This is a genomic window from Amycolatopsis sp. VS8301801F10, from assembly GCF_046195355.1.
In the GTDB taxonomy this organism is placed as follows: domain Bacteria; phylum Actinomycetota; class Actinomycetes; order Mycobacteriales; family Pseudonocardiaceae; genus Amycolatopsis.
This window is the reverse complement of the sequence record NZ_CP176065.1, coordinates 8,502,569-8,528,835: the sequence shown is the minus strand read 5'-3', so window position 1 is coordinate 8,528,835 and position 26,267 is coordinate 8,502,569. Positions and strand designations below refer to the sequence as shown.

Genomic DNA, 26,267 nt, shown 5'->3' with positions numbered 1-26,267 from the left:
GAGTGTTCAAGCCGATTCGCCCCGGCTTGAACACTCACGCACCTGTCAGTTCAGCGCTGCCAGGAACGGCTCGGGCAACTGCCCGGTGCGTCGCACGTCGTCCAGTGCGGCCACCGCTACCGCGAGGCATTCCGCGGTCCATTCGGCCGGCTTCGCCCGCAGCTCCTCCAGCAGCGCCGCTGTCGCGGCCGTAGTCCCGAGTTCGGCTCGCCGCGCCGCGAACATCAGCTCGAGATCCGTGACCTCGCTCCAGCGAGCGGCCAATTCCTCCGCCGGCACCACGATTTCCCCGGCGATCATGTCCGTCATGTCAGTCCCCGCACCTCCGCGGGAACCCTAACAACGCGAGATCCTTGTTACCCGATTCGGGAATCGCTCCACTCTGGGTAGCCCCGGAGTCAGTCCAGCGGCAGATTCAGCAGCGCGTTCTCCACCAGTTCCGGCATCGCCGGGTGGATCCAGTACTGTCCGCGAGCCATCGACCGCGCGTCGAGGCCGAAGCTCATCGCCTGGATCAGCGGCTGGATCACCGTCGACGCCTGCGGTCCGATGATGTGCGCGCCGAGCAGCTGCCCGGTCGCCGGGTCGGCCAGCAGCTTCGCGAAACCGGTGGTGTCCTCCATCGCCCAGCCGTAGGCGATGCCCGCGTAGTCCTGCTTCGAGACCACAAAGGACAGTCCGCGTTCGGTCGCCTGCGCCTCGGTCAGCCCGACCGACGCCACCTGCGGCGAGGTGAACACCGCGTGCGGCACGAAGCGGTGGTCGGCCTTGATCCGGTCGTCCGGGTGCAGCAGATTGTGTTGCACCACCCGGGCTTCGTGGTTCGCGACGTGCTTCAGCTCCAGCGGCGACGAGATGTCCCCGAGCGCGTAGATGCCTTCGACGGACGTCTGCTGGTAGTCGTCCACCACGACGTGCCCGCGTTCGGTGGTGGCGACGCCGGTCGCGCCCACGTCGAGCAGATCGGAGTTCGGCTTGCGGCCGGTGGCGACCAGGATCAGGTCGGCCTCGACCGTCTCCGCGCCCTGCGGGCCTTCGAGGTCCAGCGCGACCCCGGTGTCCGTGCGGCGCGCGCGGACCGTCTTGCGGTCCAGCCGGACGTCGAACCGCTGCGAAGCCAGTTCGGTGAACCGGGCGCTGACGTCCGCGTCCTCTTGGCGCAGCAGCGCGCCGGAACGGTTGACCAGCGTGACCGCCACGCCGAACGACGCGAAGACGTGCGCGAACTCCGCCGCGATGTACCCGCCGCCGAGGACGACGATCCGCTGCGGCAGGTCGTCGAGCCGCATGATCGTGTCGGAGGTGTAGTAGCCGGTGTCGGCCAGTCCCGGCACGTCCGGGATCACCGGGCGCCCGCCCGCTGCGAGCACGAATTTCTCGGCGGTGACGACCTCGTCCGGGCGGCCGTCGGGGAAGCTGACGTTCAGCTGCCTCATCCCGGTGAACCGGCCTTCGCCGCGGTAGACGTCGACGTTGCGGTTGTCCTCGTGGTTCTCGCGGTACTCCGCGCCGCCCTCGGCGATCGGGTCGATCCGGCCGAAGATCCGGTCCCGGATGTCCGGCCAGCGCACCGCGGTGAGCTGCTCGTCCACGCCGAGGCGCGAGCTGCCCGCGGGCGTCGCGGCGACGTCGGCGGCGTAGACGAACATCTTCGTCGGGATGCAGCCGACGTTCAGGCAGGTCCCGCCGAACACGCCCTTCTCGACGATGGCCGTCCGGAGGTCGGCGAACTCCGGCCCGAGGATCGAATTGCCCGATCCGGTCCCGATGATCACCAGGTCGTAGTGCGGCACGGCGGTCCTTCCCGAAAGCGGTCTGCTGCCAGCCTAGTCAACTCCGGTACCCCGCCCGGGTGTTCCCGGATCACTCGCCGTTGGCTGTGAAGTGCATCCGGTCGACCGGCGACTTCCACGCCCCGCCCCACTGCCAGCCCGCCGCGGCGAACGCGCGCACGACCGGGCCGCCGGCGGTGACCATCCCCGGCCGCACCTTCGCGCGGTCGAGGTAGGCGGACGCGAGCTCCGGGACGACGAGATCGTCCTTGGTGTAGGGATTGCAGAACGGATTGACGTCGACCGCGAGCCCGTACGCGTGCGCGGACCAGTTCTTCTGCCCGCGCATCGGACGGCAGACGAACGCGCTGGTGTCGTTGCCGTCGCCGGTCGGCGGAGCGCCGAGTTCGGCGGGGGAGGTGATGCGCATTTCCTCGATCGGGAACTGCTGCGCGTACAGCTCGCTGAACGCCTTGACCACCGCTGCCGCGGCGTCCTTGCGGACCAGCAGCTCGCCGGTGTGCACGCGATGATCGAAGCCCCAGAAGGAAAGCGTGACGTACCGGAGGTCGGCCGCCGATACCGGACAGGCGGCCTGCCAGGTGCTGCGCTTGAGCACGGCGTCGGGTACTTCGGCGATCTTCGCGGTGTACGTCGTGCTGGCCGGCGGCGGGAGGAAGTCCTGGGTCGGCAGCGAACGGTTCACCAGTTCAGGTGGAGTCGGCTGGATCTGGCCGAAGCCGTCCGGGCGCAGCGGCAGCGGACGAGCACCCACCTGCCAGGTGACGACGGGTGCGCTCGTCGCTGTCCGAGTTGCCGGAAGTGTCGGGCTGGGCGGCGCCGACGGCGCGGTCAACGGGCTCGGCGGGGGCGCCGCGGGAGTGCCAGTGGCACATCCGGCCAGCAGAAAGCCGATCAGCGCGCCGGCCGTCGCGGCTGTTTTCCGTCGCATGACTCCAGCTAAGCGAATGCGCTCGGGGCAGAAAGAGTCCACCCGTTCCAGTGACACCGTTTTGGGCTTGGCCCGATTAGGGTAATCGCGGCCGTGTGTGCACGCGCCGGAGTCGGTTGATTCCCGAGCGCGTCCAGGCCGTGCCGTCGTAGTGCCGATGAAGGGAAAACCCATGCCCGCGAAGTTCCGTCGTCCGGTCCTGCTCGCGGCGGGGACGCTGCTCGCCGCCGCGATCGCGGTCCCGGTCGGTTCGGCCTGGGCGACGCCGTCGTCCGATCCCGGTTCGCACGCCCAGCCCCGCATCGTCGGCGGCAGCGAGGCTTCGCTGGCCGACCACCCGTACGCGGTGTACCTCACCGACCAGAGCGGTTCGCAGTTCTGCGGCGCGGTGATCGTGAGCCCGTCCGCGGTGGCGACCGCCGCGCACTGCGCGAAAGCCGTGCCGAAGTCGTCGGTCCGCGTGGTGGCCGGCCGCCAGGACAAGCGCAGCAGCGACGGCGTGGAACTCGGCGTCTCGCGGGTCTGGGTGAACCCGGACTTCAGCGACCCGACGAAGGGCGACGACATCGCGGTCCTCACCGTGCGCGGGCGGCTGCCGTATCAAGCGGCGAAGGTCGCGGGCAAGGACGACCAGGCGCGGTACGCGGAAGGCACGCGGGCGACCGTGCTCGGCTGGGGACGGCTTTCCGAAGGCGGGCAGCGGTCGGACGTGCTGCGCAGCGCCGAAGTGCCGCTGGTCAGCGACTCCGCCTGCAAGACGGCCTATGACACCTACGACCCGGCGAGCATGGTGTGCGCCGGCTACCCGCAAGGCGGACAGGACGCCTGCCAGGGAGATTCCGGCGGCCCGCTCGTCGAGGGCGACACGCTGGTCGGCATCGTGTCCTTCGGCGACGGCTGCGGAAAACCGGGCAAGCCCGGCGTGTACACGCGGGTTTCGCAGTTCTCCGACGACATCGCGGCGCAGTCCCAGCCGCGGCTGCTCGGCTGAGCTGTGTTAAGCAGGTGGCGTGACGACTCTGCACCGCGCCGCCGGGCCGGACCTCGCCGCTGCCGATCTCTACGGGATTCTCCGGCTGCGGTCGGACGTGTTCGTGGTGGAACAAGACTGCGTGTACGCGGATATCGACGGCCTCGACCTGCTTCCGGAGACGGAACATCTGTGGCTGACTTCCGGCCCGGAGGTCGTGGCCTGCCTGCGCGTCCTGGCCGAGCCGGGCGGCGGGCGGCGCATCGGGCGAGTGGCGACCGCGAAATCGGCGCGCGGGCAGGGGCTGGCGGCGCGGCTGATGGAGGCCGCGCTGGACGGTGCGACGGGGGAGTTCGTGCTGGACGCCCAGACTTACGCGCAGAAGCTGTACGCGCGCTTCGGGTTTGTCGCTGAGGGCGAGGAGTTTCTCGAGGACGGGATTCCGCACGTCACGATGCGCCGCCCGGCCTGATCGCAGGGTTGGCGGCGCGGTGATCGCGGTGGCGTACGTCCCGAGAACGCTCACCGCCGGGCTAGCTGCGGGGAGCGGTCGCCGCGATCACCTTCACCGCGCGGTCGACGTCCGCCTCGGAGAGGTCCGCGCGGGCGGTGAGCCGCAGCCGGGAAACGCCGTCCGGCACGGCGGGCGGTCGGAAGCACCCGACCTGGATTCCTTGCTCCGCACAGGCTTCCGCCCACGCGACGGCCGCTTGCGGCGACGGCGTCCGCACGGCGACGATGGCGGCTTCCGGGAGATCGACCGGCAGACCGGCGTTCTTCAGTCCCATCGCGAGGTTTCCGGCGTTCTCGACGACCTTTGACGGCAATTCCGGTTCGGATTTGAGCACCTGCAACGCAGTTAACGCGGCGGCAGCGCTGGCCGGCGCGAGCGCGGTGTCGAAGATGAAGCTGCGCGCGGTGTCCACGAGATGCCGGATCACGCGGCGCGGGCCCACGACGGCACCGCCTTGTGCGCCGAGGGCGTTGGAAAGCGTCAGCGTGGTGACGACGTCCGGTGCCGACGACAGACCGGCGGCATGCACCGCGCCGCGGCCGCCTTCGCCGAGGACGCCGAAACCGTGCGCGTCGTTGACCACCAGCGCGGCACTGTGCGCACGGCAGATTTCGGCGAGTTCGCCCAGCGGCGCGAGTTCGCCGTCTGAGGAGAAAACCGAGTCCGTGACAACGATCGCCCGCGGTTTGCGGCGCGTGGCAAGCGCGTGCTTGATAGCCGACGGAGACGCGTGATCGACGGCCGCGATGTCCGCGCGGGACAGGCGGCAGCCCTCGACGAGCGAAGTGTGGACGTATTTGTCGGTGACGATCGCCGATTCGGACCCGGACAGGGCTGTTACCGCGCCGAGGTTGGCGGTGAATCCGGAGGAGAACACGAGCGCCGCCTGGGCTCCGCAGAACCGGGCAAGCTCGTGTTCGAGCTCCGCGTGGAGTTCGGTCGACCCGGTGAGCAGCCGCGATCCGGTAGCCCCGGCCCCCCAGCGCAACGCGGCAGCGGCGGCTGCTCCGGCGACGCGCTTGTCGCGGGCGAGGCCGAGGTAGTCGTTGCCCGCGAGGTCGAGCAGAGAATGCTGCACGGGCCGCGGGTTCATCCGGCGGGAAAGACCGGCTTCCGCGCGCCGCTGGCCTTCGGTTTCAAGCCAGTCGAAGACGTTCTCAGGCAGCAGCGGCGGAGTGTCAGTCACCAAGGCAGTGTCGCATCCGGCTGGGTGACGTGTTTGCGGCCCCCGCCTCGAGAAGTGCGGGAAGCGGGGCGGGGCAACGGAAACCCGGGTGGGGTGGTGGCTTTGGGCCTGGTTGGGGTTAGTGGCGGGTTCGGGGGCGGTCGTTGTGCCGGGGTGCGGGGTTTTCGGGTGGTCGGTTTGGCGGGGTCTGGTGGGGGAGTCGCGTGTTCGGCGGTGGCCGTTGTGCCGGGGTTCGGGGTTTTCGGGTGCTCGGTCTGGCGGGGTGTTGTGGGGAGCCGTGTGTTCGGCGACGGTCGTTGTGCCGGGGCGCGGCTTTCGGGCGGGCGGTCTGGCGGGGGTGGTCCAGCGGGCGATTCGCCTGCTCAGCGGCAGCCGTTGTGCCAGAGGGCGAGCCTCCCGTTCGGCGGCGGTCGCTGTGGTGGGGTGCGGCTTTCAGGCGGTCGGCTTGGCGGGGATGGTCGAGCGGGCGAGTCGCTTGCCCAGCGGCGGCCGTTGTGCCGGAGGGTGAGCCTCCTGTTCGTCCGCGGTCGCTGTGGTGGAGCGGCTTTCGGGGCGGGGGGGCCGAGGGCTGGACTGCTGTTCAGTGACGACTGCTGCGTCGGGACGCGGCTTTCGGAGGCGCGGGCTGGCGGTAGGCGAAACTTCCGCTCATCGACGGCCGCTGCGTTGGCGAGCGGAGGAGACTGCTGCTTGGTGACGGCTCGTCTGCCGGAGGCGTGGGCTGACGGCGGCGCGAGGCCCCGCGCGGTGACGGCTCTGCCGAAGTGTGGGCTGATGATGGCGCGAGATCCTGCGAGGTGACGGCCCTGCCGGGGCGTGGGCCGACGGCGGCGCGAGGCCCCTGCTGAGTGACGGCTCGTCTGCCGGGCTATGGGCCGACGGCGGTGCGAGATCCCTGCTGAGTGACGGCTCGTCTGCCGGGCTATGGGCCGACGGCGGTGCGAGATCCCTGCTGAGTGACGGCTCGTCTACCGGGGTGTGGGCTCGCGGCGCGAAGCCCCGCTCGGTGATGGCTGCTCTGTCTGCGGTGTGGCCTGGGACTCCGCTCAGCGACGGTCCCTGTGCCGACGAGCGGCTTCAGGGTCCGGTGACCGTCGCGGGCCGATGGTGAGCCCGGGCTTGTCCGTTGTGGTGTGCGGCTCAGCAGGCGATACATGCCCGGAAACGGAGAACGGCCCCGCCGAAGCGGGGCCGTTCTTCTGAAATCACTCAGGCGTCGTGTCCGCGGCGCGGGCCGCGGCTCGGGCGCTGCGGGCGACCGGAGCCGCTGCCGAAGCGCGACTGCTGGCGGCTTCGGCTGTAACCGCCACCGCCGCGGTTCTCGCGGGAGCCGTAACCGCCTTCGCGTGCGTAGCCGCCTTCGCGACCGCCTTCGCGTGCGTAGCCGCCCTCGCGACCGCCTTCACGCGAGAAGCCGCCCTCGCGTGCGTAGCCGCCTTCGCGGGGGCTGCGGCCCTCGTACGAGCTGCGGTTGTAACCACCCTCGCGGGGAGCGCGGTCATCCCGCGAGCCGTAGCCGCCGCGGCTGCCTTCGCGCGAACCGCGGTAGCCGCCGCCTTCGCGCGGGCCTCGGAAGCCTCCGCGGTCGCCGCCGAAGCCGCGGCCGCCCGAGCGGCGCGGGGATTCCCGGCGACGCTCCACCACCGGCTCGCCGCTCGGCTCGCGGGCGCCGGTGATGCGGGACAGTTCCTCGTCCCCGGTGCGGATCATCGTGGTCTCGGCGCGCACGCCGGCCCGGTCGGTCATCCGGCGGACGGTGCGCCGCTGGTCGTGCGTCACCAGGGTGACGACGATGCCGGACGCGCCCGCCCGGGCGGTGCGGCCCGCGCGGTGCAGGTAGTCCTTGTGGTCCGCGGCCGGGTCGACGTGCAGCACCAGGGAGATGTTGTCGACGTGGATGCCGCGCGCGGCGACGTCGGTGGCGACCAGCACCGCCGCGTGGCCTTCCTTGAAGTCGGCGAGGACGCGGTTGCGCTGGCCCTGGGTCTTGCCGCCGTGCAGGGCCACCGCGTGCACGCCGCTCTCGCGCAGCCGCTCGGTGAGCCGGTCCACGTGGTGCTTGGTGCGGACGAACATGATCGTGCGGCCCTCGCGGGCGCCGATCCGGGTGATGATGTCCTGCTTGTCCGCGTGCGAGACCTGGAACAGGTGGTGGTCCATCGTGGTGACGCTCGCGGTCGACGGCGCGACCGAGTGCGTGACCGGGTCGGCCAGGTACTGCCGGACCAGCTTGTCGACGTCGCCGTCGAGCGTCGCGGAGAACAGCAGCCGCTGCCCGCCGGGCGGGGTCAGGTCCATGATCTCGCGGACCTGCGGCATGAAGCCCATGTCGGCCATCTGGTCGGCCTCGTCGAGCGCGATGAAGTTGCAGTCGCCGAGCGAGGCGGTGCCCTGGCGGACGTGGTCCGACAGCCGTCCCGGGGTGGCGATCAGCAGGTCGACGCCGCGGGCGAGCGATTCCGCCTGGCGGCCGAACGACATGCCGCCGACCGCGGTGCGGCACCACAGGCCGAGGGACTTGGCGAGCGGGGTCAGCGAGTCGGCCACCTGCATGGCCAGTTCGCGGGTCGGCACCAGCACGAGCGCACGAGGGCGCTTCGGGCGGGCCTTGCCGCCGTCGAGCCGGGCCAGGATGGCCAGGCCGAAGGCCAGCGTCTTGCCGGACCCGGTCTGGGCGCGGCCCAGCACGTCGCGGCCGGCCAGCGCGTCCGGGATGGTCGCGGACTGGATCGGGAACGGCGCGTCGATGCCCGCCTCGGACAGCGCCCGCAGCAGCGGCTCGGGCAGGCCCAGCTGGGCGAAGGTCTTCACGGCGGGGGTTTCCACCGTGTCGTCGTGGAGAACGTCTCCACCGGCAGGCCGGTGCCGCGGCTTGCGCTCGGGGCGGCCCGCGCGGGAGCGGGCGGACTGGCCGGAGTCGTACGTGATGGTCACAAATGCCTCTCGGACGTGGCACGTCGCAAGGAGGCCCGGGCTGCCCGCGCGCAGGCAGGGCAAGATGGTGTGGCGATGGGCGTTCACAGGGACGGACCCGGTGCGCCGAGCCATGGCGTGACGCACCGACGGAAATTGCTTCGGATGGCCGCGAGTCCTTCTGCGGACTGTGGAGGCGACGGACACCAACTCATCCACGCCGCCGTTGCGGTCTTGACACACTCTACCTGAGAGAGCGCGGTTGCCCCGCACCCAGGTGCGCGGTTGTGGGCGGGGTCGCAGGTGTGGCCTGTCGCACAGCCGCGGCCCCGCCCCCGCGCTCAGCCGAGACCGGCCGAGGTTTCCAGTTCCCGCACCAGGTCATCGGTGTCGGTGACCTGTTCGGACAGTCCGCGGCTGTGGAACCAGCCGGCGAGGTTCGCGACGTCGCGGGCCAGGAATTCCCGGCCGCGCGGGTTCGCGATCACGTCGACCGCCTGGGGCAGGTCGATCACCATCAGATGGCCTTCGTGCACCAGGAGGTTGTACGCGGACAGGTCGCCGTGCGCGAGTCCTTGTCCCGCCAGGAGTTCCAGCGCGGACACCGCCTGCCCCCACAAATCGGCCAGCTCGTCCGGTTCGGGACGCAGCTGCGCCAGCCGGGGCGCGGCGGTGCCGTCGGGTTCGCCGAGGAATTCCAGCAGGATCTCGGTGCCGTGCCGCTGCACCGGATACGGCACCGGCGCCCCGATCGTCCACAAGCGACTGAGGACGGCGAACTCCGCCACCGCCCACTGTTCGGCGATCAGGTTGCGGCCGAACGAGGTCCGCGCGGCCATCGCGCGCATCTCGCGGGAGCGGCGCATCCGCCTGCCCTCGAGATAACCCGCGTCGCGGTGGAACAGCTTGTGCTCGTCTGAGCGGTATCGCTTGGCTGCCAGCAGAACTCCTTCTTCTCCGGGAAGGTTGCGGCGCAGCAGATGCACGTCCGCTTCCTTGCCGGTCTTGAGCACGCCGAGATCGGTGTCGACCGCGGCGAGTTCGGTGACCACCCAGTCGGGCCGAGGATGCGGACCTTGGTCGGCGTCGTCCCAGGTGGTCCAGCGGTCGGCGCCGTCGGGCAGTTCGGTTTCGGTGTAGGCGTCCTCGCGAACCTGGGCGAGACGGACGCGCTCGGCTTCGGTAAGCCGCCCCCGGCGGGTCGGGGCGGGCATGTCGTCGTAACGGGGGCGACGGCGCATCCGGCGGTCGGAGTAGTCGGAGGCGTCGGAAAATTCGTCGAAATCGTGCTCGCGCACTGGTGGGTTCTCCTAGATCAGGGTGCCCACCGGGCGAGCGCGTGCTCTAGCCGAGGCGGGCGGGCGGAAGAGGGCAGGACAGCGCCCGGACAATCTCCACGACGCACCTCCCTTGCTTCCGGCAGCCGACGGCTTCCCGCCGGACGGCGACTACCTTGCCGCTCGTTGTGGACTCGCGCAACTGATTTATTTCGCTCCTTCCCGCTGCGGGGGTGTGGGGTTTCTGGCGGTGGCTCGGTGGACGCGGGGTTCTGGTCGGGGAGGGCTTGGTTTGGCGGTTGGAGGACTGGGCTGGGGCATGTGGTGTCTTCCGTCGGGTGGGTGTGGTGTCGAGGGGGTCTTGTCGGGGTTTGCGCGGCGTACTTGCGTGGTCGGGTGGGTGGAGGGGCTTGGCTCGTGGGTTGGGCCGTGGCTGTCCTGCGTGTGAGTGCGGTGTCGCGGGGCTCCTCATCCGCCGTTGCCGCGGCTTGTCCAGACGGTCGCGTCGTTGTCCGGGCGGGCGAGGCGGTGTGGTTTGGCGGTTGGGCCGCGGAGCTGGGTTATGTGGTGTTTCCGATCATGGTGGCGTGGTGTCGACGGGGTTCTGGCTGCGGTTTGCGGGACGTCCCTGGGCGGCCACGCGGGCTGGGTGGGCGAGGGGCCTTGGCTCGTGGCTGGGGCCGTGGCTGGCCTGCGGGCGAGTGCGGCGTCGGGGCTTGTGGCCCGTCGTCGCCGGGATTTGTCGGCGCGGTTGCGCCGTCCGGGCGGGCGAGAGGGGTGGTTTGGCGGCTGGCTCGTTCAGGCGAGTTATTTCGCGCCTGCCCAGCGGGCGAGTGCGGTGTCGAGGAGTTTCTGGTCGTCGGCTCCCGAACTTGCCCACGCGATTACGCCGTCTGGGCGGACCAGGAGGCTTGGCTCGTCGGCTGGGTCGGCGACGTAGGCGAGGCGGTCGGCTAAGTCGGGGGGTGCGAAGCGGCCGTCGGGGGAGCGGTCGATGAGTACGAAACGGCCGTCGTGGGCGTGGTCGGCCAGGCGGGTGCCGGAGGTCAGTTCTTCGTCTCCGGCGAGCGAGCCGACTGGTTCGGTGGCGTTGTCGGCGACCTCGTAGTGCTGCAGGATTCCGGACGACAGCGCCACGATCCGGTTCATCGCGGCGGGGACCTTGAGTAGTTCGCCGCCGACGATTTCGCGTAGTTGTTCGGTGCGTTCGTCGCCGCGCAGGAGTGCGACTTGGGCGCGGGTCCAGTCGAGTACTGCTGCGCCGATGGGGCGGCGTTCGGTTTCGTAGGTGTCGAGCAGTCCTGCCGGGGCCCAGCCTTGGACGGTCGCGGCGAGTTTCCAGCCTAGGTTCGCTGCGTCGCCGAGGCCGAGGTTCAAGCCCTGTCCGCCTAGCGGGGAGTGGACATGTGCCGCGTCGCCGGCCAGGAAGACGCGGCCGTGCCGGTAGTGCCGAGCCTGGCGGGCGTTGTCGGTGAACCGCGTGGCCCGGCCGTGGATTCCGGTGATGGTCACCGGGACTCCGGTGACGTCGCGGACGGCCTCCTGCAGCTCTTCGACCGACACCGGGGCGTCTCGGTCTTCCGGTGGCTGCCGGAAGCGGCTGAGGAAGATGCGGCCGGGGACCGGGCCGTATGCGTAGACGCCGCGCGGTGTCCAGGTCCAGCCGGGGCGCAGGCCGCTCGCGTCTTCGAAGTCGGCGATCGCCTGGTAGCCGGTCATTTCCGGGTCTGTGCCGACGAACTCGATGCCGAGCTGCTTGCGGATGGCGCTCCGCCCTCCGTCGGCCGCGACGAGCCAGGACGCGGTGAGCTCGCCCGCGCTTGTTTCCACTGTCACGGACTCGTCGGCGGGCCGCACGCCGTGTACTTCGACGCCGCGCCGGAGGTCGACGCCGAGCTTGGCGCAGTGTTCGCCGAGGATCTGCTCGACGTCCTGCTGCGGCACCCCGAGCCCGCTCGACACCGCCCGGTGCGCGGCGAGCACGGGGTCGCTCTGGTCGATCAGGTCGTTGTCGAACAGGAAACCGGCGAAGTGCCCGGCGGCCAGGAACCGGCGGCCGCCTCGGGTGGCGGCCTCGACCGTCGGGCCGAATGTGCCGACTGACGCGAGGAACCGCCGCTGCGCCGCCTCCGCCGCGGGCAGCAGGCCGCGGCGGTCGAACAGTTCGGCGCTGGCGACGTTGACCGACCCGGCCTTCACCGTCGGATCCGGCTCCGGCAGCCGGTCCAGCACCGTCACCGCCACCCCGCGCAGCGCCAGCTCCCCGGCGAGGAACAGCCCGGTGGGCCCGGCCCCCGCGACGATCACCTCAGTCCGCTCCATGTCGTGCTCCCCTTTACTCTGTGCCGGACGGCTTAACCAAGTGTGCTTACCAGGTAAGCTTACCAGGTAAAGGCGACACGGAAGGGTGGATCATGCCCAATCGCGGCGATCGAGGCGGGGCGAAGACGCGGGCGCGGATCGCCGAGGTCGCGACCGGGCTGTTCCTGGAGCGCGGGTTCGACGAGGTCACGATCGCCGAGGTCGCCGCCGCGGCCGGGGTGTCCAAGGTGACCGTGTTCTCGCACTTCGAGCGCAAGGAGGACCTGCTCCTGGACCGCTTGCCGGAGGCGATCGGGCTGGTGCGGTCGGCGGTTCGCGAACGGACTGGCGGCGTGGTGGACGCGTTGCGGCAGCTCGCGCTGACGATGCTGGAAGAGGGTCACGTGCTGTCCGGCGTCGCCGGCGACATCGAGCCGCTGATGCGGACGGTCGCGGAGTCGCCCGCGCTGATCGCGCGGCTGCGGGCGTTCGGGTACGAGATGGAAGCCGAGCTGGCTGCCGAGCTCGCCGCGGACGAGCGGTTCTCCGGGGACGCGCCGCTGGTCGCCGCGCTGGTGGTGGCGGCTTACCGGACGGTGGCGGTGGAGACGATCCGGCGGCGGCTGGAAGGGGAGGACCTCGCTGAGCTGGCGGAGTCGCATCGGGAGCGGTTGATGCGGGCGTTCGACGCGGTGGAGCGCTTGGTCGGCGGGTGAGGCGGACCGCGGCGTCCGGGTGATTTGCCTGGAGCGCGTTCGAGCGAGAGAAGCGTGGCGGGGCCTTCTCGGAAGCCATCAGCCCGGGAAGGTCGGCTGGAGGTCATAGCGGCCGCCGAAGATCCGGAGGGCCTGGGAAGAGGCGACGCTGGAACGCCGGTGCCCAGCGCCGCCTCGAGGTCAGCGGTTGACGAACGCGAGGTGTGCCGCGTCGTAACGTGCTCCGGCGAAGTTCTCCGGCGCGGCGACCTCCTCGATCGCGGCGAGATCGTCGGTGGTGAGGGTTATGGTCAGGGCCGCGAGATTTTCCTCCAGATACTGCTTCCGTCGCGTGCCTGGGATCGGCACCACGTCCTCGCCGCGCGCCTGCACCCACGCCAGCGCCAGCTGTCCGGTCGTGACCCCCTTCGCGGCGGCCAGTTCCTCGAGTTTCGCCACGATCGCGAGGTTCCGGTCGAGGTTGCCCTCGGCGAACCGGGGCTGGTAGCGCCGCACGTCGTTGTCCGCCATCGTTTCGGTGGTGCGGTAGCGGCCGGTCAGGAAACCGCGGCCGAGCGGGGAGAACGGGACGATGCCGATGCCGAGTTCGCGGCAGGCCGGCGCGATTTCCGCCTCCAGGTCGCGGGTCCACAGCGACCATTCGCTCTGCAAGGCCGCGATCGGGTGCACCGCGTGCGCGCGCCGGATGGTCTGCGCACTCGCTTCGGAAAGCCCGAGGTGCCGGACTTTTCCTGCCCTTACCAGTTCTGCCATCGCGCCGACGGTTTCCTCGATCGGCACGTCCGGGTCGACGCGGTGCAGGTAGTACAGGTCGATGTGGTCGATGCCGAGCCGCCGCAGCGAGGCGTCGCAGGCCTGGCGCACGTAGGCGGCGTCGCCCCGGACCTGGGTCGGCTCGCCGAGTCGGTTCGCGATGCCGAATTTCGTGGCCAGCACGACCTCGTCGCGGCGGTCGGCGATCGCGCGGCCGATCAGTTCCTCGTTGTGGCCGGAGCCGTAGAAGTCGGAGGTGTCCAGGAAATTCACCCCGAGGTCGATCGCGTGGCGCAGCGTCTCGATCGACTGCGCGTCGTCGGCCGCGCCGTAGCCGTGGCTCATTCCCATGCAGCCCAAGCCTTGCGCGGAAACCGTCAGTCCGCCGAGATTCCGGGTCGGGACGTCGGTCATGGTCGCTCCTTCTGCGCTGGATGCTGTCCCGGGCGACGCTAAGACCTGGAGCGCGCTCCGGGTCAAGCATTAGGCTCGCGGCGGTGGACTACGACGCGGTGATCGTGGGCGGCGGGCACAACGGACTCGTCGCGGCTGCCTATCTGGCCCGGGCCGGACGGTCGGTGCTGGTGCTGGAACGGCGTGCGGAGATCGGCGGGGCGGCGGTGTCGTTCCGCGCTTTTCCCGGCGTGGACGTCCGGCTCTCGCGCTATTCGTACCTGGTCAGCCTGCTGCCGAAGCGGATCGCGGCCGAGCTGGGGCTCGACGTCCGGCTGCGGAGGCGGCGGATGTCGTCCTACACCCCGGCCGGCGACACGGGTCTCCTTGTCGACACGGGGGACGGCGAGCGGACCGGTGCGTCGTTCCGCGCGGTCACTGGGTCCACAAAGGACTATGCGGCGTGGCAACGGTTTTACGCCTCGGCGGCACGGGTGGCGGAGGTGACCTTCGCTTCGCTGACCGAGCCGTTGCCGACTCGCGCCGAGCTGCGGCAACGGATCGGCGACGATGAGGCGTGGGCGACGTTCTTCGAGCGCCCGGCCGGGGAAACGCTGCGCGAGCTGTTCGACGACGACGTCGTGCGCGGGGTGGTGCTCACGGATGCGTTGATCGGCACTTTCGCTTCCGCGGACGACGAGCAGCTCCGGCAGAACCGTTGCCTGCTCTACCACCTCATCGGCAACGGCACGGGCGACTGGGACGTTCCGGTCGGCGGGATGGGCGCGGTCACCGATGCGCTCGCCGACGTCGCCCGTCGCGCTGGAGCGGTGCTGGTCACCGGCGCGGAAGTGCTTTCCGTGACGCCGGATGGCGAAGTTCGTTACCGCCAAGAGGATACGGAACGCGTGGCGGTCGGCGGGCGGGTGCTGGCGAATGTCGCGCCGCGCACGCTCGCCCGGTTGCTCGGTGACGAACCCGCGGAGTCGCCAGAAGGCGCGCAGCTGAAGGTGAACATGGTGCTGCGGCGGTTGCCTCGGTTACGTGACCGGGCGGTCGATCCGCGCGACGCGTTCGGCGGGACCTTCCATGTCAACGAATCGTTTGCCCAGCTCGAAACTGCCTACCGGGAGGCCGCGGCGGGCCGGATCCCGTCGGTTCCGCCGTGCGAGATCTACTGTCATTCGCTGACTGATCCCTCGATCCTCGGCCCGGCCGAGCGGGCGGCGGGGGTGCAGACGCTGACGTTGTTCGGCCTGCACATGCCGGCGCGGCTGTTCGAAGCGGACAACGACGGGGCGCGGGCGGAGGCTTTGCGGGCCACTCTGGCGTCGTTGGACAGCGTGCTCGCGGAGCCGATCGAGGACTGTCTGCTGGCGGATGGGGACGGGGAAGCCTGTATTGAAGCCAAGACGCCGTTGGATCTCGAGGCGGAGCTTGGGTTGCCGCGCGGGCATATTTTCCACCGGGACCTGTCTTGGCCGTATGGCGATGACGAGACGGCTGGGGGCTGGGGGGTTGAGACTGGGTACGAGAGGGTGTTGTTGTGCGGGGCTGGGGCGGTTCGCGGGGGCGGGGTTAGCGGGATTCCTGGGCGTAATGCGGCGATGGCGGTGCTTGGGCGGGGCTGAGTCTTCGGGCTGCTCGTCGCCTGGCGGCGACATTGCGGGCCGGGTGCGGCGGGGCACCCCGAAGCTTGATTGTGCTGACGGTCGGTGGGTGCTTGTCAAGGCGGGAAAGATGCCTTGACAAGCACCCACCGACCGCAGGGAGGCTTCGTATCGGGGTGCGGGGGAGGGGCTGGGTGCACCGATTGTTGGGTGCATCGGTGGCGGTTTCTCGGCCCCGGGGTGGAGTCGGTGTGTTCTGCGGCGCCGTTGTGGTCAGTCGGTGAGGAGTTCCAGGGCGTGGTCGCCGGTGCGTTCTACGGTTAGGCCTGCTTTGGTGATTACCCGTACTAGCTGGTCCACAGTGGACGGTTCGCTTCTCGAGGTGGCTAGTACCGCGGCCAGCTTGCCTTTGTAGGCCTTGTTGAAGTGGCTCACTGTGGTGCGGTTGCCGTTGGCGTCTTCGGTGACTACCCGGACGGTGACTGCGTCGGAGCGGAGCTTCGCGAAAGCGGCGTACGTGCCGGAGCGGAGGTCGACTATCAGGCCTTCCACGTCGCGCAGTACTGGTTCCAGGACCGGCTTCCACAGGCCTCTCACGGTGCCCAGTGCGGGGACCGTGTTGCCGCCCGAGAGGCGGTAGGCGGGGATGGGGTCGGTTGCGGCTACGACGCCGAACAGCGATGACGTGACGGCAAGGCGCCGTTGTGCTTTGGCCAGTCCGGCGCGGGTGAAGCTTTTGACGTCGAGCGCGTCGTAGAGGACGCCGGTGTAGCGACGCAGCGCGGGCATCGTCGGGGAGGTCCAGAGCTGGGCGTTGCGGGAGACCTCGTCGGACTGGCGCTCGGAGATCCCCAGCGCGGCGAGGCTCGCCGGGACGTCGGCGGCGAGTTCCACGAGGGCGTCGGCCAGTTTGGCGCGCACGGGGTTCAGCTCGGGGAACGACAGCGCGTCCAGGTCCAGCGGCGCGCCCTTGCCGCCGTCGGCCTTGGTTTCTGAAGGGGGGAGGAGCACCAGCACCCCCGGAGCGTAACCGCCGGGTAATCCAGGTGCGGCGGGCGTGTGCTGCTCCTTACTCTGGCCCGCATGGAACTCGCCTGGCGCCCGCTCACGCTCGCCGACGTCGGGGCGGTCGCCCGGCTCTGCACGGTCGCGGAGGAAGCCGACCGCACCGGGGAGCACTGGGACGAGAGCGACGTGCGGCAGGAGATGTCCGGCCCGTCGGTCGACCTGCCCGGCGCGAGCGTCGGGGCCTGGGACGGGTCACGGCTGGTGAGCTACGCCCTGGTCATCCCGCGCGACGCCGCGGAGCCGGTGCACCAGCCGCACGTGGCGTCGCTGACCGACCCGGAGTACCGGACCGACGAGGTCGCTTCGGTGTTGACCGAGTGGCTCGTGCGTACGGCCCGCAGTGTCCACGCTCAGCACTTCCCGGACGCGAAGCTCGAACTCCACGCGGGCGCGCACGAGAACGAGCGCTGGTACCTCTCGCTCCTCGAACGCGGCGGGTTCAAGCAGGAGCGCACCTTCGTGGAGATGCGCGCGGACCTGGCCTCGCTGCCACCGGCGCCGCCGCTTCCGGACGACCTTCCGCTGGCCGCCTGCGAGGAGCGCTACGACGCCTTGGTGCTCAACGCGCGCAACGCCGCGTTCTCCGGGCACTGGGGCAGCACCTGGCTCTCCGCCGACCAGTGGAAACACCGGTTTCGCGACAACAAGGACTTCCGGCCGGACCTGTCGTTCCTCCTCCTTTCGCCGGAACGCGACCGGGTGGTGGCGTTCGTGATGTCGTCGTTCTACGAAGCGGACGCGGCGGCGACCGGCGTGCGGGAGCTGCACGTCAACTACGTCGGCACCCTGGCGGAGGCTCGCGGCCGCGGCCTGGCGTCGGCGCTGCTGGCGCACACCCTCGAAGCCGGTCGCGCGGCTGGCTTCGAACGGTCGTCGCTGTCGGTGGACATGGACAACACGCACCGCGCGCTCGCGGTCTACGAGCGGTGCGGGTACCGGACGGCCGAGCGCAGTTACGGGTACGTGTTGCCGCTCAGCTGACCTCCGTCCGGATCGCTCGCTTCCCGATCGCCGCGCAGGTCGGCTTCGCCCGCGGACCGCGTTCGCCCGCGGCCCGACTGGTGCGCAGGTCGCACAGGCCGGGCCAGCCGCGATCACCCGGACCCAAACCGCCCCTCACCGCAGCCTCAATGCGCCCCCTTCCCGGACACGCAGAACACGTTCCCCTCCGGATCCTCCAAAACCGTCCACTCCAGCCCGGGAGCCGAATGGTTCCCCAGCTCCGCCGCGCCCAGCTCCACGAGCCGCCGGACTTCCGCCTTCCGGTCGTCCGCTCCGAAGTCCACGTGGACGCGGTTCTTCCCGGCCCGAGGCTCCGGCACGCGCTGGAACCCCAGCCGCGGCCCGCCCGCGGCCGGGCTCTCCAGCATCACGAACTCGCCGTAGTCCGCCGCCACCGAAACGCCCAGCGCCGCCGTCCAGAACTCCGCCAGCCGCCGCGGCTCGGCGCAGTCGACGGTGATCATGCCCATCTCCAAACCCATGCCCGCACGCTAACCGCGACCACCGACAAAAACCGGGCCCGCCGATAACCCGCATGCGTCGAGGCCGGGGGGTTGACTACTCTGTGCGAAACGTCTAAGGCCCGCTCAGCGCAGGGAGTTCCCAGTGATCACCAGGATGTCGTCGTTGTTCCTCCGCACGCTGCGCGAGGATCCGGCGGACGCCGAAGTGCCCAGCCACCGGCTGCTGGTGCGCGCCGGCTACGTCCGCCGGGTCGCCCCGGGTGGTTACTCGTGGCTGCCGCTCGGCCTGCGGGTGCTGCGCCGCGTCGAGCAGGTCGTGCGCGAGGAGATGAACGCGATCGGCGCGCAGGAGATCCAGTTCCCCGCGCTGCTGCCCCGCGAACCCTACGAGGCCACCAACCGCTGGACCGAGTACGGCGACACCCTCTTCCGCCTCAAGGACCGCAAGGGAGCCGACTACCTCCTCGGCCCGACCCACGAGGAGCTGTTCGCGCTCACCGTGAAGGGCGAGTACAGCTCCTACAAGGACTTCCCGGTCACGCTGTACCAAATCCAGACCAAGTACCGGGACGAGGCGCGCCCCCGCGCGGGCATCCTGCGCGGCCGCGAGTTCGTCATGAAGGACTCCTACTCCTTCGACCTCGACGACGAGGGCCTCGCGCGCTCCTACCAGGCCCACCGCGACGCCTACATCAAGCTGTTCGACCGCCTCGGCATCGAGTACGTGATCGTGACCGCCACGTCCGGCGCGATGGGCGGTTCGGCGTCCGAGGAGTTCCTCGCGGTCGCGGAGAACGGCGAGGACACCTTCGTCCGCAGCACCGAATCGGGCTTCGCGGCGAACGTCGAGGCCGTGGTCACGCCCGCGCCCGCCGCCCGCCCGATCGAGGGACTGCCCGAGGCGCAGGTCCACCACACCCCGAACACGCCGACCATCGAGACGCTCGTCGCGTTCTTCAACGCAGCCGGGCTCGGCCGCGAGTTCACCGCGGCGGACACGCTGAAGAACGTGCTGGTCAAGACGCGTCAGCCGGGCGCGAAGGAGTGGGAGCTGCTCGGCATTGGCATCCCGGGCGACCGTGAGGTGGACTTCAAGCGCCTCGAAGCGGCGCTCGAACCCGCCGAGGTGGAGCTGCTCGAGGAAGCCGACTTCGCGAAGAACCCGTTCCTCGTCAAGGGCTACATCGGCCCGAAGGCGTTGCAGGAGAACGGGGTCCGCTACCTCGTCGACCCGCGCGTGGTCGAGGGCACGGCCTGGCTGACCGGCGCCGACCAGCGCGACCACCACGTGCTCGACCTGGTCGTCGGCCGCGACTTCACCCCGGACGGCACCATCGAGGCCGCCGAGGTCCGCGAGGGCGACGCCTCGCCGGACGGGCACGGCACGCTCGTCGCCGCGCGCGGCATCGAGATCGGGCACATCTTCCAGCTCGGCCGCAAGTACACCGACGCCTTCGAGGTCGACGCGCTCGGCCCGGACTCCAAGCCGGTCCGGATCACCATGGGCTCCTACGGCGTCGGCGTCTCCCGGCTGGTCGCGGTGCTCGCCGAGCAGAACCACGACGAGCATGGCCTGGTGTGGCCGCGCGAGGTGTCGCCGTTCGACGTGCACGTGGTCATCGCGGGCAAGGACGAGACGGTGCGCGAGGGCGCGGAGAAGCTGGCCGCCGAACTCGACGCCGCCGGTCTCGAAATCATCCTCGACGACCGCAAGGCGACCCCGGGCGTGAAGTTCGCCGACGCGGAGCTGGTCGGCGTCCCGACGATCCTCGTCGTCGGCCGCGGCCTGGCGAACGGGCTGGTCGAGGTCAAGGACCGGCGCACCGGCGAACGCGAGGAAATCGCCGTCGACTCGGTGGTCGACCACCTCGCGAAGCTCGTCCGCGGCTGAAGCAGGTGGGCTGGTTCGGCCGCAAAAGCCGCGCCGACGGCGGGTATCAGGACAACGCCGCGCTGAGCGGTTTCGGCGGGTACGAGCCGTCCGACGCGCCGAAGTCCCCGAGCGCCGGGTCCGGGAAAACCGACCCGGCGCCGGGGCCGTCCGAACCAGCCCCGCAGCCGCCGAGACGCCCCTCTGCTCAGCGCAAGGTCAACCTCCGCCTGGTGAAGGCGGTTCCGCTCGTCCTCCTGATCGGGGCGTTCGGCTACAACGTCCTCGCCGGCAAGAGCCACCATTCCGCCAGCACGGACCACGCTCCGCACACCTACCAGCCGGAACCGCGCGTTGTCGTGCCGCCGGTGGTCCCGGGATGGCAGTCAGTGGCGGGCAAGGACGGCAGCTACGCCTACGACGTGCCGCCGTCCTGGGAGCCCGCACCGACCACGCTGCACGGCTGGGACCCCGCCGCCGGGTCGCCTGGAATCACCCTGGCCGCCAGCGCCTTCCTCGGCAAGCACAGCTGCAAGGAAGACGCGGTCGGCCAGATCGGCGGCGCGGGTTTCACCACCGAGAAGACCGCTGACGCCGCCGAAGCCGCTCGCAAGGCCGTCACCGATCTGGCCATCAGCGCGTACACCGGCGAAGGCGCTCCGCCCGCGAAGGTGACGCCTGGTGCGCCGGAAAAGAAAGACAGCGGCGAGGGCATGCTGGTCCTCGCCGAGGTGACTCCGAGCAACGCGCCGTGCCAGCCGAAGAGCGTGCTGGCCGGGGCACTAGCGCTCAAAGCTGGCGACAAATCGGCCGTGCTGGTCGCGTACTCCGAACAAGGCCGCCCGGGTTCCGCGTCCCGGGACGACCTCGTCCGGATTCTGCGCAGTTACCGCGCGGTCCCGGCCTCGGACCGGTCCACGACCACGCCGCCGCCGGCCACGCGCTGACGCCGCAGAGCCAGCTTCGCGAAGTCCATCAGCCCGGCGTTCGGCAGATAAGCGCGGCCGAGCGCGATCCCGATCCGCGGCAGATCGGCTTCATCGCGGTAAGCGAGGTACAGCGGTTCGTGCCGCGGCTGGAACTTCGCCTTGAACGCGTGCAGGGAACGGAATCCGTAGTACGGCTCCATCATCGACCCCAGCGCGTCCAGCATCCGGTCGACCATCTGCCGCGGCGTGCTGTCGTTGCTGCGGACCAGCGGCGCGCCCGAGAGCGACACGAACTTCGCGCCCTCCTCACGGAACGCCAGGCAGGTCGAGGCGATCAGGAATTCCATCACCGGCCGGAATCCGTGCGCACGGCGGCGCATCACGTCGAGCGTCCAGCCGCCGACCTCGCCGTCGCCGGTGTGCACTGGCAGCCACGACGTCACGCCGTGCACCGTGCCGTCCGCGTCGACCGCGAGACCGACCCGCGTCGCCGGGTCCATCGCCTGGTCCACGCCGCCGAGCGTGAAGCCCATTTCCGGCAGGCCCTTGTCGCAGATCCATTCCTCGGACAGCGCCCGCACCTGTTCGCGGATCGACCACGGCTGTTCGGCGAGCCGCACCAGCCGGAACTCGATCCCGTCCTTCTTGGCGCGGTTCAGCGCGGTCCGCACGTCCTGCCAGGCCTTGCCGCGGAACTCGAGGTTTTCCAAGTCCACCAACGTGTCCTCGGCGACCTGCACGTGCTGCCAGCCCAGTTTCTCGGTCTGCGCGGCGGTCGCCGCGGTCGCGGAGAACACGCACGGCACGAGCCCGGTGTTCTCGCACATCGCGGCGAACTCCCGCAGCGTGCGATCGCTCGTCCCGTCCGGCGCGACCGGGTCGCCGAGCGCCACCGCGACACCGGCGTGCCGCTGGTAGGCCAGGTACGACGCGCCGTCGGAGGCGACGAAGTAGGTGTTCTGCGGCCACGTCGTCATCCACGAGATGGTGCTGCCGCCGTTGCGGCCCAGCAGAAGCCGCGCGAAGGCCGGGTCCGGCCCGCCGCGGAACAGCTTGCGCCGCCTGCGCCGCGACGGCACGCGGAACGCGCGGCGCGCGGAGATCAGCAGCACCAGCTCGACCCCCCACAAGAGATTGTCCACGATGAACAGCGGCGGGTTGCTGAGGTCGTACTCCTCCCGGACGGCCTGGGTGATCGCGACGACCCCGGCCAGCACCGCCATCTGCGACGCGGCGAGCACGCACAGCGTGATCGCGCACCGCCAGGCGAACCGCGAACCGCGGCGCAGCCCGTTGAGGATCGGCACCGCGATGATGCACAGCGGAAGAAGTTCGTTGCCGGACAACGAGATCGAATCCGAGGAGCCGAACGGGCCGTCGCCGGGAACCAGCCACATCACCACTTCGGCGACGACCAGCAGCACCAGCCCGGCCGACGCGAGCAGCCGCCATTCGCGCAGCGACGGCTTGTTGGCGTTGCGCGCGGCGGGTCCGGCGAGCCGGCGGCCCAGCGGCAGCGCGAGGACGAGCGCGAAGAAATGCACGAGATCGGCGAGCGTGCCGACATAGACGATCGCTACCCCGGCGTACACGCACAGCGCGGCTCGCAGCCGCAGCCGCCACGGCGTGCGCAGGGTCGCGCTGGTGATGGCGATCGCGGCGAGCGCGCCGCCGGAGAAACCGACGTCCAGCGTGCCGGCGATCCGGTCGGCCCAGGCCCAGCCGGAATTGCGGGAAAGCTCGAGGAACTGCACCGCGACGACCGTCGACACCACTTGCCCGCCGATGGTCACCGCCATCGCGCGCCGCGTGCCGAGATGCCATTCCGCGAATCCCGCCATCAACGCGAAACTGCCCACCATCGGCAGGTAGAACCACGGGCGCAGCGCGTAGAACGGACCGGTGAACAGCGTCCACCAGCGGCCGTGCTCCAGCGACGGGAGCCCGTAGGCGTAGTAGTGGAAAGCGTGCTGGTGCTCGGCGGCGTGCCAGAGCGAGCCGGTCGCGACCCCCACGATCAGGATCGCGAGCACCACGGTCGTCGTGAACGGAAGCCGGTGCCACAACACCGCTAGGCGGCCGCGTGCCTCTCCGGCCGTGAGGCCGGTTCCCCCCTGTGCGATCGTCATGGGAGAAGTGTGGCGCGGCGATCTTAAGCGGTCATCGGCCGTCGGACCTACTTCTCCCCCTAAGGGACTGCTACCCCAGGGGGACCCGACCCTGGCCCCAAGACTGACCCGCCCTTCGGGTCAACGCTCTCACCAGCGTAAATGGGTTGGCATTCGGTCAATTCGAGGCGTATCCGACCCGGAACAGGGGTTGACAGCAGAACAGCCCGAACGAGTGATCCCAGCCGCTCGCCTCACGGCTCTCCGAGCACCGCCGCGCGGACCGCGGACAGGTCGGCGAGGTCCGGCAGAACCCGGTGCGCGCCGGAGTCCGTCAGCTGTTCGGCGGAAAACCGGCCGGTGGCAACGCCGATCGCCACCGCGCCGTAATCGAGCGCGGCCTCGATGTCATGGGGAGTATCGCCGAGAATGACTACGGATTCCGCGGAGAATTCGATTCCGTGCTTCGCTTCCGCGGCTTTGACGGCGTGCGGGACGAGATCCGAGCGGCGCGGCGAAAGCGAACCGTAGCCGCCGATCTCCAGATCGAGATGTTCCTCGAGACCGAGCGCGGCGAGTTTGTGCCGCGAAATTTCCGGCAGATTCCCGGTGATGAGGCTCTGCACGACCCCGTCGCGCCCGGCGAAATCGGCGAGCGCGGCCGCCGCGCCGTCGAGCGCCCGGCCTTGCACCGGCAGGCTCGCCCGGGCGCGTTCGACGGCCGCGATCAGCTCCCGCCACATCCGCTGGATGGTTTCCTCGTCCGGTTCGATGCCGTGCATCCTCAGCACGTCGGCGGTGATCGCGCGTTCGGTCCGGCCGCCGAAGTCCGGGTGCGTGCGGAACTCCGCGCCGGTCGCCGCGGCGAGCGCGGCTCCGTACCAGCCGATGCCCAGCCCGGTGTAGTCGACGAGCGTGTGGTCGATGTCCCAGAGCACCAGCCGGTGCGCGCGAATGGCGGTCACGCCAGCGATGCTACGGCCGGATCAGCCGGTGAGGTAGCTGAAGCGGACCCGGCGGACGGGGTTGTCGACGTTGGTGTCCACCAGGCACACCGACTGCCAGGTGCCGAGCAGCAGCACGCCGCCGAGCACCGGCACGGTCGCGTACGGCGGGAGGAACGCCGGGAGCACGTGGTCGCGGCCGTGCCCGCCGGTGCCGTGCTGGTGGCGCCAGCGGTCGTCGCGGGGGAGCAGGTCGTCGAGCGCGGCGAGGAGGTCGTCGTCGCTGCCCGCGCCGGTCTCCAGCACCGCGAGCCCGGCCGTCGCGTGCGGAACCCACACGTGCAGCAGCCCGTCGGTGGCGTCGGCGTCGCGCAGGAACTTCTCGGCTTCCCGGGTCAGGTTGTGCACGACCGCGGTGTTGCCGGTGCGCACCTCGATCTCGGTGGAGTACATACCGCCAGGGTAGGCGTCAGGAATCGAGATAGCGGAGCACGGCGAGCACCCGCCGGTTGTGCCCGTCCGACGGCGGCAGGCCCAGTTTGCCGAAGATGCTCGTCACGTACTTCTCGACCGAGCCCGCGGACAGGAACGCCTCCGCCGCGATCGCCGAGTTCGACCGTCCCTGTGCCATCAGCCCGAGGATCTCGCGTTCGCGCGGCGTCAGCTCGGCGAGCGGACCGGCCTGGCCAGTGGTCGCGAACAGCTGGCGGACGACTTCCGGATCGAGCACCGTCTCCCCGGCGGCGACGCGTTCGAGCGCGGTGAGAAAGTCCGACACCTCGGCGACGCGGTCCTTCAGCAGGTACCCGACCGCGCCTGCTTCACCGGCGAGGAGTTGCTTGGCGTAGTTGGTCTCGACGTACTGCGAGAAGACCAGGATCGCGCAGCCGCGGCGTTCGGCACGGAGGTCGATCGCCGCGCGCAGGCCTTCGTCGGTGTGCGTCGGCGGCATTCGGATGTCCACAATGGACACGTCGGGCCGGTGCTCGCGGACGGCGCCGCGGAGGTCGTCGGCGTTTTTCACTGCCGCGACCACCTCGTGGCCGCGCAGGCCCAGCAGTTCGACCAGGCCTTGGCGCAGGATGGCCGAATCCTCCGCGATCACGATCCGCACGATTTCCCCCTCCTTTCGCCGAGTTTAGCGGGGCAGCGGGAGCGTGGCGGTGACGACGGTCGGGCCGCCGTCCGGGCTCGACACGGTCAGTTCGCCGTCGGCCGGACGCAGTCGTTCGGCGATTCCGGCCAGTCCGCCGCCGGGGATGATCGCGGCACCGCCCGGGCCGTGGTCGAGCACGGTCAATCGCAGTACGGCTTCGCGGTCTTCGACCAGGACGGTGCAGCGTCCGGTGCCGTGTTTGGACGCGTTGGTCATGAGTTCGGCGGCGGCGAAGTAGACGATCGTTTCCAGCGACGGCGGCGGACGGCGGCTGAGTTCCACGGTGACTGTCGCGGAGAAGTCGGCAGAGCTGGCCAAAGTGGACAGTGCGAGGCCGAGTCCCTTGTCCAGTGCCGCGGGGTGGATGCCGCGGGCCAGGTCGCGGAGTTCGGTGAGGGCTTGTTTGGCGTTGCTGTGGGCGGCGTCGACCAAGGTGCGGATCTGGTCGAGGTCGACGCTGTCGGTGGCGAGTTCTTCCTTCGCCAGGCCCAGTTTCATGGCCATGGCGACCAGTTGGGCTTGGGCGCCGTCGTGGAGGTCGCGCTCGATTCTGCGGAGCTGCTCCGCCGCGTCGTCGAGTGCGGTGGCTCGGGTTTCTTCCAGGAAGCGGACTCGTTCGCGGAGGCCGGGGTCGGCTGCGAGGGTGCGGAGGAGCAGGCGGTCCGCGGAGGCGATCAGGTGGATGACGGCGGGCCAGGCGGCGAGGATCAGGATGCCGGAGATGCACCAGACGAGGCTGCCGATCCAGTTGTCGCTCTGGACGTTGAAGACCGGCAGGCCGTGGCCTGGCCTGGTCTCGAGGAGCCAGGTCAGCGGGTAGGTGAAGGAGGCGAGGCCGTAGAAACCGAGGGCGCCGGCGCCGAGCAGGGCCAGGAGGGCGGCGGGGAGGCGGACCAGGAGGTAGGCGACTGAGCGCCAGGCGGCGCGGTCGCCTAGGCGGGCGGTCAGCCAGTTCCAGAGGCCGGGTTTCAGGTCTGGTTTCGGCGGGGGCGGGAGGGGGAGGTCGAGGAGTTTCGCGGCCAGGCGGCGGTGGAGGGCGCCGAAGAGTTTCGCGAGGCGGAGGACGGTGGTGAGGATGCCGATGCCTAGGAGGAGGGGGGTCAGGGCTAGGCCTAGGGCGGTTCCGGCTAGGAGGATTAGTACGGAGAGTAAGGGGAGGAGGCCGGTGGTGGCCAGCCAGGTGGCTTCGGCGAGGGTTTGGCGCGCGGTTGCTGGCCAGAGGTGGCGGAGGGTCATTCGGTGACCTTGGGGGTGGTGGGGGTGGGTCACCTGGGTGAGTTTGCCTTGGGTTTGGGGGCGGGGGTATGGGGGTGGCTGGGGGTGGGGGGGTGGGGGTAGCCCCCGGCTCGTCGCCTGGCGGCGACATTGC

22 protein-coding genes are annotated in these 26,267 nt (G+C 70.4%); 7 read left to right on the top strand and 15 right to left on the bottom strand.

Annotation, left to right across the window (positions count from 1 at the left end; genetic code table 11):
- Positions 1–45: 45 nt before the first annotated feature.
- From F9C11_RS39050 to F9C11_RS39040, 3 genes are all read right to left on the bottom strand, one after another.
- A complete protein-coding gene (locus F9C11_RS39050) occupies positions 46–309 on the bottom strand; it encodes a hypothetical protein (protein WP_409182353.1) in 264 nt (87 codons plus the stop codon).
- Positions 310–398: 89 nt separating this feature from the next.
- Positions 399–1,793 (bottom strand): mycothione reductase, encoded by a 1,395-nt coding sequence (locus F9C11_RS39045; RefSeq protein ID WP_409182352.1) that lies wholly within the window; start codon positions 1,791–1,793, stop codon positions 399–401.
- A 70-nt stretch (positions 1,794–1,863) separates the two neighbouring features.
- A complete protein-coding gene (locus F9C11_RS39040) occupies positions 1,864–2,724 on the bottom strand; it encodes a M15 family metallopeptidase (RefSeq protein ID WP_409182351.1) in 861 nt (286 codons plus the stop codon).
- A gap of 172 nt (positions 2,725–2,896) precedes the next feature.
- On the opposite strand from F9C11_RS39040, the gene F9C11_RS39035 reads away from it, so the two are divergent.
- Together F9C11_RS39035 and F9C11_RS39030 are read left to right on the top strand one after the other, a co-directional pair.
- The gene (locus F9C11_RS39035; RefSeq protein ID WP_409182350.1) at positions 2,897–3,715 is read left to right on the top strand and encodes a S1 family peptidase; all 819 of its coding nucleotides are present in this window, start codon (positions 2,897–2,899) and stop codon (positions 3,713–3,715) included.
- A 19-nt stretch (positions 3,716–3,734) separates the two neighbouring features.
- Positions 3,735–4,166 carry a GNAT family N-acetyltransferase gene (locus tag F9C11_RS39030; RefSeq protein WP_409182349.1) on the top strand — a complete coding sequence of 144 codons (432 nt, stop codon included), beginning with the start codon at positions 3,735–3,737 and terminating at the stop codon, positions 4,164–4,166.
- Between the two features lie 61 nt (positions 4,167–4,227).
- On the opposite strand, the gene F9C11_RS39025 is transcribed toward F9C11_RS39030, so the two are convergent.
- From F9C11_RS39025 to F9C11_RS39010, 4 genes are all read right to left on the bottom strand, one after another.
- Complete coding sequence (locus F9C11_RS39025) at positions 4,228–5,394, bottom strand: 8-amino-7-oxononanoate synthase (RefSeq protein WP_409182348.1); 1,167 nt, start codon at positions 5,392–5,394, stop codon at positions 4,228–4,230.
- Positions 5,395–6,603: 1,209 nt separating this feature from the next.
- Positions 6,604–8,328, bottom strand: coding sequence for a DEAD/DEAH box helicase (locus tag F9C11_RS39020; RefSeq protein ID WP_409182347.1), 1,725 nt, complete (start codon positions 8,326–8,328; stop codon positions 6,604–6,606).
- Between the two features lie 320 nt (positions 8,329–8,648).
- Complete coding sequence (locus F9C11_RS39015; RefSeq protein ID WP_409182346.1) at positions 8,649–9,605, bottom strand: serine protein kinase RIO; 957 nt, start codon at positions 9,603–9,605, stop codon at positions 8,649–8,651.
- Between the two features lie 786 nt (positions 9,606–10,391).
- The gene (locus F9C11_RS39010) at positions 10,392–11,906 is read right to left on the bottom strand and encodes an FAD-dependent oxidoreductase (protein ID WP_409182345.1); all 1,515 of its coding nucleotides are present in this window, start codon (positions 11,904–11,906) and stop codon (positions 10,392–10,394) included.
- 92 nt (positions 11,907–11,998) lie between these two features.
- Here F9C11_RS39010 and F9C11_RS39005 point away from each other — a divergent pair, with 92 nt between their 5' ends.
- The gene (locus tag F9C11_RS39005) at positions 11,999–12,601 is read left to right on the top strand and encodes a TetR/AcrR family transcriptional regulator (protein WP_409182344.1); all 603 of its coding nucleotides are present in this window, start codon (positions 11,999–12,001) and stop codon (positions 12,599–12,601) included.
- Positions 12,602–12,781: 180 nt separating this feature from the next.
- Here F9C11_RS39005 and F9C11_RS39000 read toward each other — a convergent pair whose 3' ends face one another.
- Positions 12,782–13,768 (bottom strand): aldo/keto reductase, encoded by a 987-nt coding sequence (locus F9C11_RS39000; RefSeq protein WP_409182343.1) that lies wholly within the window; start codon positions 13,766–13,768, stop codon positions 12,782–12,784.
- Positions 13,769–13,851: 83 nt separating this feature from the next.
- On the opposite strand from F9C11_RS39000, the gene F9C11_RS38995 reads away from it, so the two are divergent.
- Positions 13,852–15,378: a phytoene desaturase family protein gene (locus F9C11_RS38995; RefSeq protein ID WP_409182342.1), complete on the top strand. Its 1,527-nt coding sequence runs from the start codon at positions 13,852–13,854 to the stop codon at positions 15,376–15,378.
- A 252-nt stretch (positions 15,379–15,630) separates the two neighbouring features.
- Here F9C11_RS38995 and yaaA read toward each other — a convergent pair whose 3' ends face one another.
- Positions 15,631–16,374, bottom strand: a complete 744-nt coding sequence (gene yaaA, locus F9C11_RS38990; protein ID WP_409182341.1) for a peroxide stress protein YaaA — start codon at positions 16,372–16,374, stop codon at positions 15,631–15,633.
- A 66-nt stretch (positions 16,375–16,440) separates the two neighbouring features.
- Here yaaA and F9C11_RS38985 point away from each other — a divergent pair, with 66 nt between their 5' ends.
- Positions 16,441–17,406, top strand: coding sequence for a GNAT family N-acetyltransferase (locus F9C11_RS38985; protein ID WP_409182340.1), 966 nt, complete (start codon positions 16,441–16,443; stop codon positions 17,404–17,406).
- 146 nt (positions 17,407–17,552) lie between these two features.
- Here F9C11_RS38985 and F9C11_RS38980 read toward each other — a convergent pair whose 3' ends face one another.
- The gene (locus F9C11_RS38980; protein ID WP_409182339.1) at positions 17,553–17,909 is read right to left on the bottom strand and encodes a VOC family protein; all 357 of its coding nucleotides are present in this window, start codon (positions 17,907–17,909) and stop codon (positions 17,553–17,555) included.
- Between the two features lie 124 nt (positions 17,910–18,033).
- Here F9C11_RS38980 and F9C11_RS38975 point away from each other — a divergent pair, with 124 nt between their 5' ends.
- Positions 18,034–19,782: a proline--tRNA ligase gene (locus F9C11_RS38975; RefSeq protein WP_409182338.1), complete on the top strand. Its 1,749-nt coding sequence runs from the start codon at positions 18,034–18,036 to the stop codon at positions 19,780–19,782.
- A 5-nt stretch (positions 19,783–19,787) separates the two neighbouring features.
- A complete protein-coding gene (locus F9C11_RS38970) occupies positions 19,788–20,708 on the top strand; it encodes a hypothetical protein (RefSeq protein ID WP_409182337.1) in 921 nt (306 codons plus the stop codon).
- Here F9C11_RS38970 and F9C11_RS38965 read toward each other — a convergent pair.
- The 5 genes from F9C11_RS38965 to F9C11_RS38945 form a co-directional block, all read right to left on the bottom strand.
- Entirely contained in the window at positions 20,648–22,819 is a 2,172-nt protein-coding gene (locus tag F9C11_RS38965; RefSeq protein ID WP_409182336.1) for a bifunctional lysylphosphatidylglycerol flippase/synthetase MprF, read from the bottom strand. The two genes, F9C11_RS38970 and F9C11_RS38965, sit on opposite strands and share 61 nt — an antisense overlap.
- A gap of 233 nt (positions 22,820–23,052) precedes the next feature.
- A complete protein-coding gene (locus tag F9C11_RS38960; protein WP_409187075.1) occupies positions 23,053–23,754 on the bottom strand; it encodes an HAD family hydrolase in 702 nt (233 codons plus the stop codon).
- A gap of 30 nt (positions 23,755–23,784) precedes the next feature.
- Positions 23,785–24,195 (bottom strand): YjbQ family protein, encoded by a 411-nt coding sequence (locus F9C11_RS38955; RefSeq protein WP_409182335.1) that lies wholly within the window; start codon positions 24,193–24,195, stop codon positions 23,785–23,787.
- 16 nt (positions 24,196–24,211) lie between these two features.
- Positions 24,212–24,856 (bottom strand): response regulator, encoded by a 645-nt coding sequence (locus tag F9C11_RS38950; protein WP_409182334.1) that lies wholly within the window; start codon positions 24,854–24,856, stop codon positions 24,212–24,214.
- A gap of 24 nt (positions 24,857–24,880) precedes the next feature.
- Complete coding sequence (locus tag F9C11_RS38945; protein ID WP_409182333.1) at positions 24,881–26,134, bottom strand: sensor histidine kinase; 1,254 nt, start codon at positions 26,132–26,134, stop codon at positions 24,881–24,883.
- Positions 26,135–26,267 lie beyond the last annotated feature (133 nt).